We start from the raw sequence: 16,028 nt of genomic DNA, 5'->3' as shown, positions 1-16,028 counted from the left end.
CTGGCCCGCCGTGGGGCCGAGGTGCTGTGGAGCCAGCTGCACGACCTCGAGTTCGTCAACGCCCTTGGCGCACTGACCGGCAACATGGCCGTGCAACAGGTTCGGGCCGGCCTGAAGGCCATCTACCTGTCGGGTTGGCAGGTCGCCGGCGACGCCAACCTGTCCGGCCACACCTACCCCGACCAGAGCCTGTACCCGGCCAACTCGGTGCCGCAGGTGGTCCGCCGGATCAACAACGCGCTGCTGCGCGCCGACCAGATCGCCGCGGTCGAGGGCGACACCTCGGTTGAGAACTGGCTGGCCCCGATCGTTGCCGACGGTGAGGCCGGCTTCGGAGGCGCGCTCAACGTCTACGAGCTGCAGAAGGCCATGATCGCGGCCGGTGTCGCCGGTTCGCACTGGGAGGACCAGCTGGCCTCGGAGAAGAAGTGTGGCCACCTCGGTGGCAAGGTGCTGATCCCGACCCAGCAGCACATCCGCACCCTGACCTCGGCCCGTCTCGCGGCCGACGTCGCCGACGTGCCGACCGTCGTCATCGCCCGTACCGACGCCGAGGCCGCGACCCTGATCACCTCGGATGTCGACGAGCGCGACCGCCCGTTCATCACGGGTGAGCGCACCGCCGAAGGCTTCTACCGGGTCCGCAACGGCCTCGAGCCCTGCATCGCCCGCGCCAAGGCCTACGCGCCGTACTCCGACCTGATCTGGATGGAGACCGGTACTCCGGACCTCGACCTGGCCCGTCGCTTCGCCGAGGGCGTCAAGAGCGAGTTCCCCGACCAGATGCTGGCGTACAACTGCTCGCCGTCGTTCAACTGGCGCAAGCACCTGGACGACTCGACGATCGCTCGGTTCCAGAAGGAGCTCGGCGCGATGGGCTTCAAGTTCCAGTTCATCACGCTGGCCGGCTTCCACGCGCTCAACTACTCGATGTTCGACCTGGCCTACGGCTACGCCCGCAACCAGATGAGCGCCTACGTCGAGCTGCAGGAGCGCGAGTTCGCCGCCGAGGAGCGCGGTTACACCGCCACCAAGCACCAGCGCGAGGTCGGTGCCGGTTACTTCGACCGGATCGCAACCACTGTCGACCCGACGTCGTCGACCACCGCACTCGCGGGCTCGACCGAAGAAGGACAGTTCCACTGACCTGAGCCCACTAAGCCCAGGCCGTAGCCAAAAGCAGTCGGCTTGACAGCGCAGGCCCCGCCCGGAAACCCTGGGCGGGGCCTGACGGCTGTTGGGGTTGAGTGATCGGTAGTTGTCGGTGGTTTGTTGTAACAACAGATGTATGAATCTGGCGGCGTGGGCTCTGCGTAATGGTGTTGCGATGGCGGCCTTATGCGGGATATGACCGAGATCCTGACCTCGATGTGTGCCCGTCTGTTTGGTAAGCGGGCGGCCGGAACAACGCCAGGCGCGCACTCGTGGCTGCCGCAGCGCGCGGGGAGCGAGGTGTGGCCTGATGGCGAGGTTTGGCGTCCCTGAGGGCTGGTGTGTGCAGGCGTTCCGGTTCACGCTGGACCCGGCTGACGATCAAGCCAGGTCGCTGGCAAGGCATTTCGGTGCACGGCGCAAGGCCTACAACTGGGCCGTGGCCACCCTGAAAGCCGATATCGAAGCGTGGCATGCGGCCGGGATCCAGACCGCGAAGCCGTCCCTTGGGGTGCTGCGGAAACGCTGGAACACAGTAAAAGATGACGTGTGTGTCAACGCGGAGACCGGCGCGGTGTGGTGGCCCGAATGCTCGAAGGAGGCCTACGCCGACGGAATCAGGGGCGCGGTGGACGCCTATTGGAACTGGCAGACCTGGCGTGCGGGCAGGCGCACTGGCAAAAGGGTCGGGTTCCCGCGGTTCAAACGCAAAGGCCGCGACAGCGACCGGGTGTGCTTCACCACCGGAGCGATGCGCGTCGAACCCGACCGCCGTCACCTCACGCTGCCGGTGATCGGCACGGTCCGCACACACGAGAACACCCGCCGCATCGAACGCCTCATCCGGGCCGGGCGGGCGCGGGTGCTCGCGATCTCAGTGCGCCGCAACGGCACTCGCTTGGACGCGAGCGTGCGGGTGCTTGTCCAACGTCCCCAGCAACCCGGCGTCGCGTTACCCGATTCGCGGGTTGGTATCGATGTCGGGGTCCGCCGTCTTGCGACGGTCGCCGCTCACAATGGTGTCGTGATCGAACGAGTCGAGAACCCGCGACCATTGGACGCCGCGTTGGGTGAGCTGCGGCAACTATGCCGGGCACGGTCGCGCTGCATAAAAGGATCGCGGCAGTACCGCGCACGCACCACGCAGATTTCCCGGTTACACCGCCGGGTCAACGATGTTCGCACTCATCACCTGCACGTCCTGACAACACGGTTGGCTAAAACCCACGGCCGGATCGTTGTTGAAGGTTTGGACGCTGCGGGGATGGTGCGGCAAAAGGGCTTGCCGGGTGCCCGCGCAAGGCGGCGTGGTCTGTCGGATGCGGCCCTAGGCACACCTCGGCGCCACCTGTCCTATAAGACCGGCTGGTACGGGTCGCAGCTGGTCGTTGCTGACCGCTGGTTCCCGTCGTCGAAAACCTGCCATGCCTGCGGGCATGTGCAGGACATCGGATGGTCGGAGCATTGGCAATGTGACGCGTGTTCGGCAGCGTCACATCATCGCGACGACAACGCATCTATCAACCTCGCACGTTACGAGGACAGTGTTAACGTCGTCGGCCCAGTTGGGGCCGCCGTCAAGCGTGGAGCCGACCGTAAGACCCGGCCTAGCCGGGCTGGTGGCCGTGAAGCGCGGAAGGGAACCGGCCACCCGGCCGGGAAACAACCCCGAGACGGGGTGCGAGTCGCGTGATCACCAAAGATCACCCACTCGCAACGGCCTGACGCATATCGAGAGAGGATTTCGACAGTGAGCAATGCGATTGAGCGCGTCGGCGTGATCGGGGCCGGGCAGATGGGCGCGGGCATCGCCGAGGTATCGGCAAAGGCCGGCGCCGACGTGGTGGTCTTCGAGCCCACCGACGAGCTGGCCGCCGCGGGCAAGGCCCGGGTCGAGGCATCGCTGGAGCGGGCCGTCAGCAAGGGCAAGCTGCCCGCCGACGAGCGCGACGCGACGCTGGCGCGGCTGCGCTACACCAGCAAGCTGTCCGAGCTCGCCGACCGTCAACTGACCATCGAGGCGATCGTCGAGAACGAGGCCGTCAAGGCGAAGGTGTTTGCTGAGCTCGACGAGGTCATCACCGACCCGGACGCCGTGCTCGCGTCCAACACCTCGAGCATCCCGATCATGAAAATCGCTGCAGCGACCAAGAATCCGGGCCGCGTGCTGGGTCTGCACTTCTTCAATCCGGTTCCGGTACTACCGCTCGTCGAGTTGATCAGCACGCTGGTCACCTCCGAAGAGGCCGTGGCGCGCGTTGAACACTTCGCCGGCGATGTGCTCGGCAAGAAGGTGGTGCGCTGCGGCGACCGCTCCGGCTTCGTCGTCAACGCGCTGCTGGTGCCATACCTGCTGTCGGCCATCCGCATGGTCGAGTCGGGTGTCGCGTCGGTGGAGGACGTCGACACCGCCATCGTCGCCGGGCTGTCGCATCCGATGGGTCCGTTGCGGCTTTCCGACCTCATCGGTCTCGACACCATGAAGTTGATCGCCGACGCCATGTACGACGAGCTCAAGGATGCGCACTACGCCCCGCCGCCGCTGCTGCAACGCATGGTCGAGGCCGGTCAGCTTGGCAAGAAATCCGGCAAGGGTTTCTACACGTACTGAGGTCCCTTCGCCTGGGCTTATCGCCTAGCAAGCCCTGCTCTTACGCGTTTACCTGGCTTCAACCCGGTCATGCTGGCGGGGTTCGTTGTGTTCGGCGAGGCGGGCGCGATGATGACCTTCGAAACCGAGGAGCGCGCAAAAGCCCGCGGCGCCAACATCATTGGCCGACTTATGGGCGCCGGCCTAACCTCGGACGGCTACCAGGCGGTGCTGGGCGATCCCAGCGGTGAGCAGGCCGGCCGCGCGATGACGAAGGCGATCCAGCTCGCCGGTCTCACTTCGGGCGACATCGACCATTTCCGGTGACCGGGCGGAAGCGAACGCAATCCGCCGAGCGTTGGGGGCGCACGCACCGAAGGTTTACGCCCCTAAGGCGCGTTGACCTTCGGGAGATACTGAGGTCGGCATTAGACTTGCGTCAGCGGTTACTCTTGCTCCTCGGGGTGGGGCGTAACCTCAACCCCGGCGTCGAGCAGACCGGCGCAGTCCCAGCCAATAACTCATTTCGATTCAGGACAAACGGTGTCAGATACCTCTAGCGCAACGCCCAATGCCCAATCCAAGTGGCTGTCCAAGTCTGCGTCGCAAACTCGCGGCTCGGACAAGAAGGAAGTCCAGTTCCACTACGACATCTCCAATGAATTCTTCCGGCTCTGGCAGGACCCGTCCCAGACATACAGCTGTGCGTACTTCGAGAAGGACGACTACACGCTCGAGCAGGCGCAGCGGGCCAAGGTCGACCTGTCCCTCGGCAAGCTCGGCCTGAAGCCCGGCATGACGCTGCTCGACATCGGCTGCGGCTGGGGTTCGACGATCATGCGGGCGGTGGAAAAGTACGACGTCAACGTCATCGGATTGACGCTGTCGGAAAACCAGAAGCAGCACATCGAGGATCACTGGTTCGCCAACTCGACCAGCAAACGCAACATGGAAGTCCGTCTGCAGCCGTGGGAAGACTTCGACGAGCCGGTCGACCGGGTGGTGTCAATTGGCGCTTTCGAACACTTCGGCTTCAACAAATACGACGACTACTTCAAAAAGACGTTCAATTTGATGCCCGATGACGGCGTGATGATGCTGCACACGATTATCATTCCGAGCGATGCGGAGATCAAAGAACGGCAGCTGCCTTTGACGATGTCGCGAGTGCGGTTCATCAAATTCATCATGGACGAGATCTATCCCGGCGGTCGTCTGCCGCTGGCCGCGCAGGTTGAAGACAGTGCGACCAATGCGGGGTACACGGTGACCAAGAAGCAGCGGCTGCGCCCGCATTACGCCCGCACGCTGGACACCTGGGCAAGCAACCTGGAATCGAAGAAGGACGAGGCCATCGCGATCACGTCCGAGGAGGTCTACGAGCGCTTCCTGAAATACTTGACCGGTTGTGCCGACCTGTTCCGCCAGGGCTACACCGACGTCTGTCAATTCACCTGCGAAAAGGCGCCCGCGTAGCCGGAATGACCAAAGTGCGTTATACAGATCGTTCGCAGCATCGAAACCTGGCGACCCGAACCCGGGTCACTTTGAAAGGCCAATCTCAGATGACGGACAGCGGGTCGGAGGGCTCGTCGAAATTGCGGCCCGCCTACGAGGACGTCCAGGCCCACTACGACACCTCTAACGAATTCTTCGGCCTGTTCCAAGATTCGACGCGCACATACAGCTGTGCGTACTACGAACGCGATGACATGACGCTGGAAGAGGCGCAGATCGCCAAGATCGACCTTGCACTCGGCAAGCTCGGCCTGAAGCCCGGCATGACACTGCTCGACGTCGGCTGCGGTTGGGCGTCGGTGATGAAGCGCGCAGTCGAGCAGTACGACGTGAACGTGGTCGGGCTGACGCTGAGCAAGAACCAGCGCGCTTTGGGTCAGCAGATTCTCGATTCAGTCGAGACCGATCGCTCGCGGCGCGTGCTGCTGCGCGGGTGGGAGGAGTTCGACGAGCCCGCCGACCGCATCGTCAGCATCGAAGCATTCGAGGCGTTTCCCAAGTCGCGTTACAAGGCTTTCTTCGACCTGTGCTACCGCATCATGCCCAGCGACGGCCGAATGGTCTTGCAGACGATCATGGGGCACCCGCTCAGGCGGTGGCCGGAGATGGGCATCCCGATCACCATGAGCGATCTGAAGTTCATGAGGTTCATCGCGGCGGAGATCTTTCCCGGCGGCGCGGTGCCGAGCGACGACGATGTCATCGAATACTCGACCAACGCTGGTTTTTCGGTTGAGCGATGCCAGAAGATGACCGCCCACTACGTCCGCACACTCGATACCTGGTCGAAGGAGCTGGAAGCCGCCCGCGACCAGGCCATCGCGGTGACCTCTGAGGAGGTCTACCACCGATACATGCGCTACCTGATCGGATGCTCCGACTTCTTCCAGCGCAACGTCTCCGAGGTCGGCCAGTTCACCCTGGTGAAGAGCTAGCGGAGCCCGCTCGTCTGAGAGCTACCCCGACATCTGCCAGTACACGTGGGAGAAGTCGCCGAAGTAGCGGAGCAAATCGGACTGAAGCAGCGCGGCGATCGCCAGACCCAGAACCAGCAGGGCGCCTGCCAGGCGCACGTGCACCCAGGCCAACGCCGCGTACCACAGCGGCCACACCGGGAAGTTGGCCGGCGGCTCATCCGGCGGCGGACGGCGGAAGTACGGCCACACCTTGATCAGCCGCGGCAGCGCCAGCACGACGATCAGGGCCGGCCACGGTAGTGCCTTGGCCAGCACCGCGGCCACCACCAGTAGGTAGAAGCCGACCATCATCGCCAGCGTCACCACGCGCGCCCGCGCCGCGCCGAAAATCACTGGCAGCGTGTGGATGCCCAGCGGCTCGTCGTACGGGATCTTGTCGATGTGCTTACCCATCAACACCGTCGTGCAGAGCAGCCCGTACGGCAGCGACGCCAGCAGCACGTCCCAGCCGACGTTGCCGACCGCGGAGTAGTACGTGCCGCAGACCATCAGCGGGCCCCACACCACAAAGACATCCGGTTCACCGAGGCCGCGCTTCTTCAGCCGTACCGGCGGCGCCGTGTAGGCGACGCTGAGGATGAAGCCGGACAACGCGAACGCGACCACGGGCCAGCCTCGGGCCCAGGTCAGCACGATCAGGATCGCCAGGTCGGCCAGGTTGACCACGCCGATCGCGACCAGCAGAGTGCGGCGGCTGACCAAACCCGACAGCACCGGATGCGGGGCATAGAGGGCGCGCGGATAGGTGTTGCTGTCGAGACCGGTCTGAGTGTCGAACAAATCGTTCATCAAGTTATTGACGGTGTGCGCCAACAAGATTCCGATGACCGCGAGAGTGAGCCAGCGCCAATCCAATCCGGGTTTACCCACCGCCAGCAGCGCGGCGACCAGACCGGCGAACAACGTCATCGGCAGCACCGCCGCCCGGGTGACGACCAGCCACCGGGTGACGAAGTCGACCGGTCCGTCCGGCGGCGGATTGGTCGTGCGCAGGGCGTACGCCCAGGAGCTGATGCGAGATCGCGCCTTCACGTCAGTCATGGGCGCCAACGTAGTCCGCTAATCGATCAGTGGCGGCACAATCGGCGAGGGATGAGGTTGGCCGCGGAACTTCTCCAACGAGCCGCCGACCTCGACGATCCCGCACAGTGCACTCCAGCTCAGCATGGTCAGGTAATCGATCAGTTCGTCGGCGCTCATCCGCGGGTCCAGCAGCCAGGAGTGGGTGGCCAGCTGGACCCCGCCGACGATCATGTATGCCCACGGCTCCACACCGCCGAGATCCATGCCCTCCGGTCGCATGCGGCGGCGCAGCATGACCGCCAGCATGCGGGCGATGATGCGCTCGGAATCGGCGACGACCTTGTTCTTGCCGGCCGAGTTGTTGGCCATCACGAACCGGTACGGCTCCGGTTCGTTCGCGACGGTCTCGACGTATACCCGGATGACTTCGCGGGTCAGTTCGAAGCCGTCCAAGTTCGACGACAGCGCCGAGGCCATGTTGGGGATCAGCGTGATCTGCGCGAACCGCATCATCACGGCGGTGGTCAGGTCGTTCTTGTCGACGAAGTAGCGGTAGAGCACCGTCTTGGAGACGCCGATCTCGCCGGCGATCTCGTCCATGCTCACGTACTGGCCGCGGCGCCGGATCGCTTCGATGGTCCCGTCGATCAACTCGTTGCGGCGTTCTACCTTGTGCTGGTGCCAGCGTCGCTTCCGGCCATCGGTTTTTCCCGTCCCGGCCGGGATCTGCTGTGCCACTATTGGCGTTCCTATTCAGTCGTTATTCTCGATAGTACGGCTAAATTCCGGGGATTTCCCGCCTGGACCTCAGACAACAGCGTGGTGGCCGCAGGGCGGTAACTGTTACCTCGACAAACTGGCCGGCCCTTCGCAGGTCCGGCGACCGGTGTCGTCACCGAGCAGCCACTTCGGTAGCGGATGATGGTGGGGTGGCAGTCGGACTGAACGGGGGACCCACTCCGGGACCCAAGCACCGGGCCGATCCGCAGCGCCCCCCGACGGCGCTGACGGACCCGGCCAGGCTGCCGCCGGAGGCGCATGCCAAACCCGCATCCCTCGCGGAGTCATTCGCCGGAGCAGACCCGCAAGCCGACGCCGAGCGCCGGCGGGGACTGCGGCGGATGAAGGTCGTGGCGCTGAGTTTTCTGATCGGCGCCACCGGGGTGTTCCTCGGTTGCCGGTGGGCCCAGGCCGCCGGCATCACCGACGCCTGGGTCGGCTACGTGGCAGCCGCCGGGGAGGCCGGCATGGTCGGTGCGCTCGCGGACTGGTTCGCGGTGACCGCCTTGTTCAAGCACCCGTTGGGCATCCCGATCCCGCACACCGCGATCATCAAGCGCAAGAAGGACCAGCTCGGCGAGGGTCTCGGCACTTTCGTGCGGGAGAACTTCCTGTCGCCGGAGGTGGTAGGCACCAAGATCCGCGACGCGCAGATCCCGAGCCGGCTGGGCAAGTGGCTCTCGGACATCTCGCACGCGGAGCGGGTAGCCGCCGAGTCGGCCACCGTGCTGCGGGTCTTGCTGGAACTGCTCCGCGACGAGGACGTCCAGCACGTGATCGACCGGATGATCGTGCGGCGCATCGCCGAGCCGCAGTGGGGTCCGCCGGTGGGACGGGTGCTGTCCACGCTTCTTGCCGAGAACCGGCAGGAAGCCCTGATTCAACTGCTGGCCGATCGGGCTTTCCAGTGGTCGCTGAACGCCGGAGAGGTGATCCAGCGGGTGATCGAGCGGGATTCGCCGACCTGGTCGCCGCGCTTCATCGACCATCTCGTCGGCGACCGCATCCACCGCGAGCTGATGGACTTCACCGACAAGGTTCGCCGCAATCCCGATCACGAGCTGCGACGGTCGGCGACCCGTTTCCTCTTCGAGTTCGCCGACGATCTGCAGCACGACGACGCGACCATCGCGCGAGCCGAGGCGGTCAAAGACCAGCTGATGTCGCGCGAGGAAGTCACCAACGCCGCGGCGACGGCCTGGACGACGCTCAAACGGCTGGTGCTCGAAGGGGTCGACGACCCGTCCAGCGCACTGCGCACCCGCATCGCCGACGCGGTGGTGAGCATCGGCGAATCGCTACGGGACGACGCGGAATTACGGGACAAAGTCGATAACTGGATCGTGCGCGGGGCCGAGCATCTGGTCGCCCAATATGGGGTAGAGATCACAGCGATTATTACCGACACGATCGAGCGCTGGGACGCCGAGGAAGCCAGCCGGCGCATCGAGCTACACGTGGGCCGCGACCTGCAGTTTATCCGCATCAACGGCACTGTGGTGGGCTCGCTGGCCGGCCTGATCATCTACGGATTGGCGCAGCTGCTCTTCTAGGAGTGCTTGCAAAAGTTCTGAGCCGTGCTAACAGTGCTTGCAAAAGCTAGCACTAGTTAGCTACCGTGAGCGCGTTCGCACCGACCAGCCAACGCGAGGAGTCGCCATGACGCAAGAGGAAAACCTTGCCGCTGTGGTGTCCACCGCTGCGTCGGATATCGGCAGCTTCATCAAAGCCCAGCGTGAGGCGGCTCAGGTTTCGGTGCGACAACTGGCGGAAAAAGCCGGTGTCAGCAATCCCTATCTCAGCCAGATCGAGCGCGGATTGCGTAAGCCCTCGGCGGGTGTGCTCAACCAACTCGCCAAGGCGCTGCGGGTCTCCGCCGAGGTTCTCTACGTCCAGGCCGGAATGCTCGAGCCCGGCCCGAAAAACCAGGTCCGCGACGTGATCGTCACCGACACGACGATCACCGAGGGGCAGAAGCAGGTTCTGCTGGACATCTACACGTCCTTCGTGCAGCAAAACGAGGCTGCCCGGGAGGAGACCACCACTGCATAAACCCGGAACCCAACGGTAACCCATTGACGCACAACGAGAATGACGAAAGGAACCACACCATGGCGGACAACAACAACCCGTCCATCGAAGACCTGAAGGCCCCGCTGCTCGCCGCACTGGGCGCCGCTGATCTGGCCCTGGCCACGGTCAACGACCTGCTCGGCGAACTCCGTGAGCGCGCCGAAGAAACTCGCACCGACACCCGCAGCCGGGTCGAGGAGAGCCGTGCTCGCCTGACCAAGCTGCAGGAGGAGCTGCCCGAGCAGCTGCGCGACCTGCGCGAACGCTTCACCACAGACGAGCTCCGCAGCGCCGCTGAGGGCTACGTCGAGGCTGCGACCTCGCGCTACAACGAGCTGGTCGAGCGTGGCGAGGCCGCTCTGGAGCGCCTGCGCAGCCAGTCCGGTCTGGACGACGCCTCGGCGCGTGCCGAGGGCTACGTCGACCAGGCGGTCGAGCTGACTCAGGAGGCGCTGGGCACCGTTGCGTCGCAGACCCGCGCGGTCGGCGAGCGTGCCGCCAAGCTGGTCGGCATCGAGCTGCCGAAGAAGACCGACGGGGCCGCCAAGAAGGCCCAGAAGGCTGTCGCCAAGAAGGCCCCGGCCAAGAAGGCCCCGGCCAAGAAGGCTCCGGCCAAGAAGGCTCCGGCCAAGAAGGTCACCCAGAAGTAATCCGGCGGTCCGTGTTGCCCACTCGGGCGGCGCGGACCGACCAACCACTTGACTCCGAGTCGCCCGTCAGGGTGACTCGGAGTCGACGTTTCTGGCGCCTCCCGCTTACGCTTATTGCGTGAGCCTTGTGAATAGCGTCCTTTTGGTCCTGCAGATCGCCGTGGCGATGACGGCGCTCTACGCCTTGGTGCACGCAGCAATGCAGCGGCCCGACGCCTACACGGCTGCCGACAAGCTGACCAAACCAGTCTGGTTGTTGATCTTGGGCGCCTCGGTGCCGCTGACCATGATGCTCAGTGCACTCGGGGCGACCTTGGGTGCCTGCGCAGCCGGTGTCTACCTGGTCGATGTGCGGCCCAAACTTCTTGAGATTCAGGGTAAGTCGCGATAACGGGATGCGAGTTCTGATCCTCGCGGTGACTGCGATCGGCGTGCTGTCGGGGGTCGCGCCGGCGTCCGCCGAACCGGGTCCCAGCGCGCTGGCTTTCGCGCCGCCGTATGTGGACAGCGCCCTCTGGACCCAGGAGTCCCGGTGGAATCAGCTGTCCAGTCTGCGGGTGTATCCGACGGCCAATGGCCGGGCGGCGGCCAGACGACTCGGGTCGTCGAGCCCCGAGGCCGACGAGGCGTGGTCCGAGGTGCTCGCCCAGGCGCCGCAGGCCAACACCCCCGGCATGCACAATCAGTTCCGCTGCCACTGGGATTTTGCCGAGACTCTGCAACCCGGGAAGGTCAGTTGGAATCTGGAGCCGTGGCGCCCGGTTGTCGACGACGCGACGATGGTCAGTGCCGGCTGCAATCCCGGCGGCGGGCGCGAGCCGTTCTGATGCCCGGCGGATGGACCCGCGAGCAGGTGGCCGCTCTGGTCGACCACACCCTGCTCAAGCCCGAAGCCACCGCCGCCGAGGTGGCCGCGGTCGCCGACGAAGCAGCGGCGCTGGGCGTCTGCGCGGTCTGCGTCTCGCCGTCGATGGTGTCCCACGCAACCCATGCCGGGGTGTTGGTCGCCGCGGTCGCGGGTTTCCCGTCGGGCAAGCACCTACCTGAGCTGAAGGCGCGAGAAGCCGCGCAGGCCATCGCATCCGGCGCCGGCGAGATCGACATGGTCATCGACGTCGGGTCGGCAATCGCCGGCGACATCGACGCCGTGCGGTCGGACATCGCTGCGGTACGCGCCGCAGTGCCCGGCGCCGTGCTCAAGGTGATCGTCGAGTCGGCTGCCCTGTTGACCCTTGCCGACGAACGCACCCTGGCCGCCGTCTGCCGTGCCGCCGAAGACGCCGGCGCGGATCTCGTGAAGACCTCCACGGGTTTTCATCCCGCCGGGGGCGCGTCGGTGGCCGCCGTGCAGTTGATGGCCGACACCGTCGGCGGACGGTTGGGGATCAAAGCCAGCGGCGGCATCCGCACGGCCGACGCAGCCATGGCGATGCTCGATGCGGGCGCCACCCGGCTGGGGCTTTCCAGCACCCGCGCGGTGCTGGACGGGCTCAGCTAGAGGTCGGGCGCGCTCAGACTCCGCTGAAGCAGTCCTGACCGGACTGCGGCTGCGACGACGATGCCGGAATGGTGGCGTTGCTGGTCGAGAACGTCGCCTCCACTCCGCTGTCGGTGACCTTCACGCTGTCGGCGTGGATGCCGAGCGGATAGTTCTGGGTCGCTTTGGAGGTGAGGTCGTCGAGGTTCTTTTGGACGGTGTCCGTCGACATCTTGGAGCCCAGCGCGCTCAAGCTGACCACCTGCAGCGACAGTCCGTTGTTGACGATCTGCGGTTTGACGGTGGCGCCGTCCAAAAGGCCCTTCAGGGAAATGGTGCCGTCGCCGGGGTTGGTCGTGACCTCGCCGGCGACAAACTTGCCGAGCACCGGGACGGCCTCTTGGATCGACTGCTTGATGCCATCCGCGGTCCAGGTGATGGTGCCGTTCAGCGACCCGATCGTGCCCTTGGAGTTATTGGTGCTGTTCAGATTGATGTCGTGGATGTCCAGGCTCACCTTCATGCCTTTGGCCGACCGCACCTGATTGCCCGCAGTCTGCCCGGAGATGTCGGTGAAATGGCTGGTGAGGTACTGCCACAGCACCGGCGGGGTTGCGGCGAAAGACACGCTGGCGCTGTCCTGCACCTCGCACTGCACCGCGTCGGCCACCTTGCTGGCCGCGAGATGGCGAGCGTATAGCTCCGCACCGATCGGCACCGCGACAATGAGCAGCGCCACGATCACCAGGAACAACAACATCGACGTCCGATTGGCAAAGAACTTACGGCCGCCCGATTCCTTCGACTCCGCGGGTGGCGGCGGCGGCGGCGTCGGTGTCGATATCCGGGTGGTCAGGCTTTCGTGCGGGGCCGGAGGGCCCGGCTGCTGCGGCCGCGGGTTGGGCGGCAGGCCGGCCTGGCGCGGTTGGCGCGGCGGCGGGGGCGGTTGCTGTGGCGGCCGGCCCGGCGGACGCCCGGGTTGCGGTGGCCGTGGCACGTCACGACCCGACGGTGGCTGCGGGCGCCCCGGCTGGGGGATGTGGCGCGTCGGTGACTCCGACGGTGGCGGAGGCTGACGGCGCGGGATGAAGCCGCGGTTGGGTGGTCCGGGCGGCTGCGGCGGGCGGCCTCTTTCGGGCGGACCGCCGTTGTCGGGGCCTTGCGGTGGATTCGTCATCGGCGTCCTGGGCTAGACATGGGCGAAACAGGGGTCGTTTTGGGCGGCCGGAATCGATGCGTTGTGCGTCGAAAAGTGCGCCACCACACCGTCATTGGTGACCTTCACGCTATCGGCTTTGATACCCAGCGGATATTGCTTGAGCAGCGCCGCGGCGAAGGTGTTCAACGCGGTCTGGGCGGTCTCGTGGGGGATGAGGACGCCGAGCGCGTTGACCTTGTAGACCTGCAGCGTCAGCTGGCCGTCGGTGACTTGCGGCTTCACGGTGACGCCGCCCAGACCCATCGCTCCGGTGAGCTCGATGGTGCCGGCGCTGGGGTCGGTCGTGACGCCGTTGACCAAGCCTCCGATGAACGGCAAGGAATTCTGAACGGTCTCCTGGATGCCGTCAGACGTCCAGGTGATGTTGGCGTCCAGCTTGCCGATGGTCCCCTTGGAATCGGCGTTGCCGTGCAGATCGACGTCGTCGATCTCGATGTCGGCCTTCATGCCCTTGGCGTTGCGGATGTTGTGGCCGGCTGTGTGGATCGTGATGTCCTTATAGTGACCGGTCAAGTGCTGCAACAGGAATGGGCTCGAGCCGAACGATGCGGTGGCGCCGTCCTGGATGACGCACTGGGTCGCCGACGCGACGACGTTGTTGGCCCGGTGGCGGGCATATAGCTCGCCGCCGACCAGACCGGCGATGCCCAGCGCGGCGACGATGACCAGTATGAGGACGATCGAGACCGGGTCGCCGCGGAAGGGGAAGCGGCGTTTGGGCTGCACGGGTTCAGCGGTGTCCTGCAACGGCGGCTGGTGGTCAAACGGCGCGGTCGCCGGATATTCCTGGGCGGGCGACGGATATGTCGCCGGAGCCGTTGGTTGATCCGGGGGGCCGGCCTGCGGTGCCGGCTCGGTGGGCGAACTCTGATTGCCCGGACGCGCCCACATCGAGGACGGGTCCTGCGGGGGCGGTCCCTGCGGATTCGTCACCTGGGCGATTCTGCCTTATCCGGATTAGCGAACGCTGACTTATCCGGATTAGCGAACGCTGAGTAGTTGCGTAGCACCGCAATAGTCTCGCGGGCCTTCGCCACCCGCTCGAGGGCGACGTCGGCAACCAGTAGTTGGGGGTCGGCCCCCGCTGCGGCCACTACGTCGCCGAACGGCGAAACCACCAGGCTCCCGCCCACCCCGGTCGGGGCGCTGGAGGCCAACGGTTCGCCGGGGTCGGCCTGCCCGGCCGCGACGATGTAGCTGGTGGAATCCAGCGCCCGGGCACGGGCCAGCAGCGTCCACTGCCCGAGCTTTCCGGGGCCGGCGGCCCACGATGCGCTGACCACGATCAGCTGCGCCTCGCGGCGGGCCAGCGTGGTGAACAGTTCGGGAAACCTGAGGTCATAGCAGGTGGTCAGCCCCACCCCGACACCGTCGAAGTCGACGACGACAGGCTCCCGGCCAGGCGCGACCGTGGTCGACTCGGTGAACCCGAAGGCGTCGTAGAGGTGGATCTTGTCGTAGTGGGCGTCGATGCCCGAGCCCACGGGGCCCACGGCCAACAGCGTGTTGTGGACCCGGCCGTCGTCGGCGGGGGTGAACATGCCCGCCACCACCGTGATGCCGGCGTCGGCGGCGATCCGGCGCACGCCGGCAGCCCATGGCCCGTCGACCGGTTCGGCGATCGGGGCCAGCGGAACCCCGAACCGGCACATGGTCGCTTCCGGGAACACCACGAGCGACGCGCCGGATTCGGCGGCCCGACCCGTGTAGTCCCGCACCAGCTGCAGGTTGTCGGCGGGGTCGGTGCCACTGAGAATCTGAGCCACCGCAATCCGCATGCCTGCCAGCCTAGGGGCGGATGCCAGAATCATGGCCATGGTTGAGTTCACTCTGACGCAGTCCACGACGGCGCCGATCGAGAAAGTGTTCGACGTCCTCACCAACCACCGCGGGATCGCGGACTACATGCCGTTGGTCCGTCGCAGCACGCTGGATCGCGAGGGCACTCCCGCGCCGAACGGTGTCGGCGCGGTCCGACGCCTCGAGGCGGTCGGGCCCGCGATCGTCGAGGAGATCATCTCCTACCAGCGACCCTCCGGGTACGCCTACAAGTTGATCGCCGGCGCGCCGGTCCGCGATCATGTCGGCACGGTCTCGCTGCGTGAAGCGGGGACCGGAACCGAGGCCACCTGGCACCTGCGGTCGACGCCCAAGATCCCCGGCCTTGAGTGGCTGTTGACGCCGGTGCTGAAGAAGGTCATCGGCGACATGTTCAAGGGCGCGATCGCCACCGCCGAGCGGGATGCCTGAAACGCGCTCAGGCTAGGCGGTTTCGCCGATCCACGTCGTGGTGAAGCGTTGCTCGCGGATCAGCAACTCGACCAGTTGGCTGCCGATGAAGTTCTCTAGCTTGCCGCCGACCAACGGGATGCGCACCTCGACGGTGGCCCGGACTTTTAACCGGGCGCCGCCCGATTCGGCCACCGGCTCCAGCGTCGCGGTGCCGGTCAACGACGCCGGCGAGTCCAGGATCGAGCCCGTGACGATCGCCGTCGCGGAGCCGTCGGTGATCGGCTCCCATCGCTCCTCGCGGCGGATGCGCAGATCGCCGCGGTGGAACTGGGTGACG

At 65.7% G+C, this 16,028-nt stretch carries 18 protein-coding genes and 2 pseudogenes; 14 read left to right on the top strand and 6 right to left on the bottom strand.

The features are described from left to right. The 7 genes and pseudogenes from aceA to VGH54_RS25400 form a co-directional block, all read left to right on the top strand. The coding region (aceA, locus tag VGH54_RS25430) for an isocitrate lyase (RefSeq protein ID WP_331514899.1) at positions 1 to 1,146 on the top strand (1,146 nt) is incomplete at its 5' end. Positions 1,147 to 1,326: 180 nt separating this feature from the next. After that, a pseudogene (locus VGH54_RS25425) lies at positions 1,327 to 1,463 on the top strand (IS607 family transposase); the annotation flags it as partial. Further along, positions 1,463 to 2,845, top strand: coding sequence for an IS607 family element RNA-guided endonuclease TnpB (tnpB, locus tag VGH54_RS25420; protein WP_331514898.1), 1,383 nt, complete (start codon positions 1,463 to 1,465; stop codon positions 2,843 to 2,845). The pseudogene VGH54_RS25425 and the gene tnpB, both read left to right, overlap by 1 nt. Positions 2,846 to 2,902: 57 nt before the next feature. Then, positions 2,903 to 3,763 (top strand): 3-hydroxybutyryl-CoA dehydrogenase, encoded by an 861-nt coding sequence (locus VGH54_RS25415; RefSeq protein ID WP_331514897.1) that lies wholly within the window; start codon positions 2,903 to 2,905, stop codon positions 3,761 to 3,763. Positions 3,764 to 3,850: 87 nt separating this feature from the next. Next, positions 3,851 to 4,139, top strand: a pseudogene (locus VGH54_RS25410) (beta-ketoacyl-ACP synthase); the annotation flags it as partial. 146 nt (positions 4,140 to 4,285) lie between these two features. After that, complete coding sequence (locus tag VGH54_RS25405; protein ID WP_331514896.1) at positions 4,286 to 5,218, top strand: cyclopropane mycolic acid synthase family methyltransferase; 933 nt, start codon at positions 4,286 to 4,288, stop codon at positions 5,216 to 5,218. Positions 5,219 to 5,307: 89 nt separating this feature from the next. Then, positions 5,308 to 6,195: a cyclopropane mycolic acid synthase family methyltransferase gene (locus VGH54_RS25400; RefSeq protein ID WP_331514895.1), complete on the top strand. Its 888-nt coding sequence runs from the start codon at positions 5,308 to 5,310 to the stop codon at positions 6,193 to 6,195. Positions 6,196 to 6,216: 21 nt separating this feature from the next. Here VGH54_RS25400 and VGH54_RS25395 read toward each other — a convergent pair whose 3' ends face one another. Together VGH54_RS25395 and VGH54_RS25390 are read right to left on the bottom strand one after the other, a co-directional pair. Next, on the bottom strand, positions 6,217 to 7,278 hold the full coding sequence (locus VGH54_RS25395) for a prenyltransferase (protein ID WP_331514894.1): 1,062 nt from the start codon (positions 7,276 to 7,278) through the stop codon (positions 6,217 to 6,219). Between the two features lie 18 nt (positions 7,279 to 7,296). After that, complete coding sequence (locus VGH54_RS25390; protein ID WP_331514893.1) at positions 7,297 to 7,998, bottom strand: TetR/AcrR family transcriptional regulator; 702 nt, start codon at positions 7,996 to 7,998, stop codon at positions 7,297 to 7,299. Positions 7,999 to 8,264: 266 nt separating this feature from the next. Here VGH54_RS25390 and VGH54_RS25385 point away from each other — a divergent pair, with 266 nt between their 5' ends. The 6 genes from VGH54_RS25385 to deoC all read left to right on the top strand — a co-directional run bounded on the left by VGH54_RS25385 (position 8,265) and on the right by deoC (position 12,261). Next, positions 8,265 to 9,593 carry a DUF445 domain-containing protein gene (locus VGH54_RS25385; RefSeq protein ID WP_331514901.1) on the top strand — a complete coding sequence of 443 codons (1,329 nt, stop codon included), beginning with the start codon at positions 8,265 to 8,267 and terminating at the stop codon, positions 9,591 to 9,593. A 106-nt stretch (positions 9,594 to 9,699) separates the two neighbouring features. Further along, positions 9,700 to 10,092, top strand: coding sequence for a helix-turn-helix transcriptional regulator (locus VGH54_RS25380; RefSeq protein ID WP_331514892.1), 393 nt, complete (start codon positions 9,700 to 9,702; stop codon positions 10,090 to 10,092). 59 nt (positions 10,093 to 10,151) lie between these two features. Next, a complete protein-coding gene (locus VGH54_RS25375) occupies positions 10,152 to 10,763 on the top strand; it encodes a heparin-binding hemagglutinin (protein ID WP_331514891.1) in 612 nt (203 codons plus the stop codon). A gap of 166 nt (positions 10,764 to 10,929) precedes the next feature. Beyond that, positions 10,930 to 11,154, top strand: a complete 225-nt coding sequence (locus VGH54_RS25370) for a DUF2516 family protein (protein ID WP_414688799.1) — start codon at positions 10,930 to 10,932, stop codon at positions 11,152 to 11,154. 4 nt (positions 11,155 to 11,158) lie between these two features. Next, complete coding sequence (locus VGH54_RS25365; protein WP_331514890.1) at positions 11,159 to 11,590, top strand: DUF2599 domain-containing protein; 432 nt, start codon at positions 11,159 to 11,161, stop codon at positions 11,588 to 11,590. Beyond that, positions 11,590 to 12,261, top strand: coding sequence for a deoxyribose-phosphate aldolase (deoC, locus tag VGH54_RS25360; protein ID WP_331514889.1), 672 nt, complete (start codon positions 11,590 to 11,592; stop codon positions 12,259 to 12,261). Before VGH54_RS25365 ends, deoC begins: the two co-directional genes overlap by 1 nt. A 13-nt stretch (positions 12,262 to 12,274) precedes the next feature. On the opposite strand, the gene VGH54_RS25355 is transcribed toward deoC, so the two are convergent. From VGH54_RS25355 to VGH54_RS25345, 3 genes are read right to left on the bottom strand one after another with little or no spacing between them, the layout of a single operon-like run. Then, entirely contained in the window at positions 12,275 to 13,417 is a 1,143-nt protein-coding gene (locus VGH54_RS25355) for a DUF2993 domain-containing protein (protein ID WP_331514888.1), read from the bottom strand. A 12-nt stretch (positions 13,418 to 13,429) separates the two neighbouring features. After that, the gene (locus tag VGH54_RS25350; RefSeq protein WP_331514887.1) at positions 13,430 to 14,392 is read right to left on the bottom strand and encodes a DUF2993 domain-containing protein; all 963 of its coding nucleotides are present in this window, start codon (positions 14,390 to 14,392) and stop codon (positions 13,430 to 13,432) included. Continuing rightward, positions 14,389 to 15,237, bottom strand: coding sequence for a carbon-nitrogen hydrolase family protein (locus VGH54_RS25345; RefSeq protein ID WP_331514886.1), 849 nt, complete (start codon positions 15,235 to 15,237; stop codon positions 14,389 to 14,391). The genes VGH54_RS25350 and VGH54_RS25345 overlap by 4 nt, the downstream gene beginning before the upstream one ends. 37 nt (positions 15,238 to 15,274) lie before the next feature. Between VGH54_RS25345 and VGH54_RS25340 the strand changes: the two genes are divergently transcribed. Next, positions 15,275 to 15,709, top strand: a complete 435-nt coding sequence (locus tag VGH54_RS25340; RefSeq protein ID WP_331514885.1) for an SRPBCC family protein — start codon at positions 15,275 to 15,277, stop codon at positions 15,707 to 15,709. A 12-nt stretch (positions 15,710 to 15,721) separates the two neighbouring features. On the opposite strand, the gene VGH54_RS25335 is transcribed toward VGH54_RS25340, so the two are convergent. Further along, positions 15,722 to 16,028: DUF2505 domain-containing protein (locus tag VGH54_RS25335; protein WP_331514884.1), on the bottom strand; the 307-nt coding region annotated here is incomplete at its 5' end.

Origin of the sequence: Mycobacterium sp. (assembly GCF_036488105.1) — a bacterium.
Classification (GTDB): Bacteria; Actinomycetota; Actinomycetes; order Mycobacteriales; family Mycobacteriaceae; genus Mycobacterium.
Note: the sequence above shows the minus strand (reverse complement) of the source record. Positions and strands in the feature narration are given on the sequence as shown.

What these genes read in the sequence shown, in the direction of transcription:
- tnpB (WP_331514898.1), top strand. Translation starts at nt 1,463, where the DNA reads ATGGCGAGGTTTGGCGTCCCTGAGGGCTGGTGTGTGCAGGCGTTCCGG.
- VGH54_RS25400 (WP_331514895.1), top strand. Translation starts at nt 5,308, where the DNA reads ATGACGGACAGCGGGTCGGAGGGCTCGTCGAAATTGCGGCCCGCCTAC.
- VGH54_RS25395 (WP_331514894.1), bottom strand. Translation starts at nt 7,278, where the DNA reads ATGACTGACGTGAAGGCGCGATCTCGCATCAGCTCCTGGGCGTACGCC.
- VGH54_RS25380 (WP_331514892.1), top strand. Translation starts at nt 9,700, where the DNA reads ATGACGCAAGAGGAAAACCTTGCCGCTGTGGTGTCCACCGCTGCGTCG.
- VGH54_RS25375 (WP_331514891.1), top strand. Translation starts at nt 10,152, where the DNA reads ATGGCGGACAACAACAACCCGTCCATCGAAGACCTGAAGGCCCCGCTG.
- VGH54_RS25370 (WP_414688799.1), top strand. Translation starts at nt 10,930, where the DNA reads ATGACGGCGCTCTACGCCTTGGTGCACGCAGCAATGCAGCGGCCCGAC.
- VGH54_RS25365 (WP_331514890.1), top strand. Translation starts at nt 11,159, where the DNA reads ATGCGAGTTCTGATCCTCGCGGTGACTGCGATCGGCGTGCTGTCGGGG.
- deoC (WP_331514889.1), top strand. Translation starts at nt 11,590, where the DNA reads ATGCCCGGCGGATGGACCCGCGAGCAGGTGGCCGCTCTGGTCGACCAC.
- VGH54_RS25355 (WP_331514888.1), bottom strand. Translation starts at nt 13,417, where the DNA reads ATGACGAATCCACCGCAAGGCCCCGACAACGGCGGTCCGCCCGAAAGA.
- VGH54_RS25345 (WP_331514886.1), bottom strand. Translation starts at nt 15,237, where the DNA reads ATGCGGATTGCGGTGGCTCAGATTCTCAGTGGCACCGACCCCGCCGAC.
- VGH54_RS25340 (WP_331514885.1), top strand. Translation starts at nt 15,275, where the DNA reads ATGGTTGAGTTCACTCTGACGCAGTCCACGACGGCGCCGATCGAGAAA.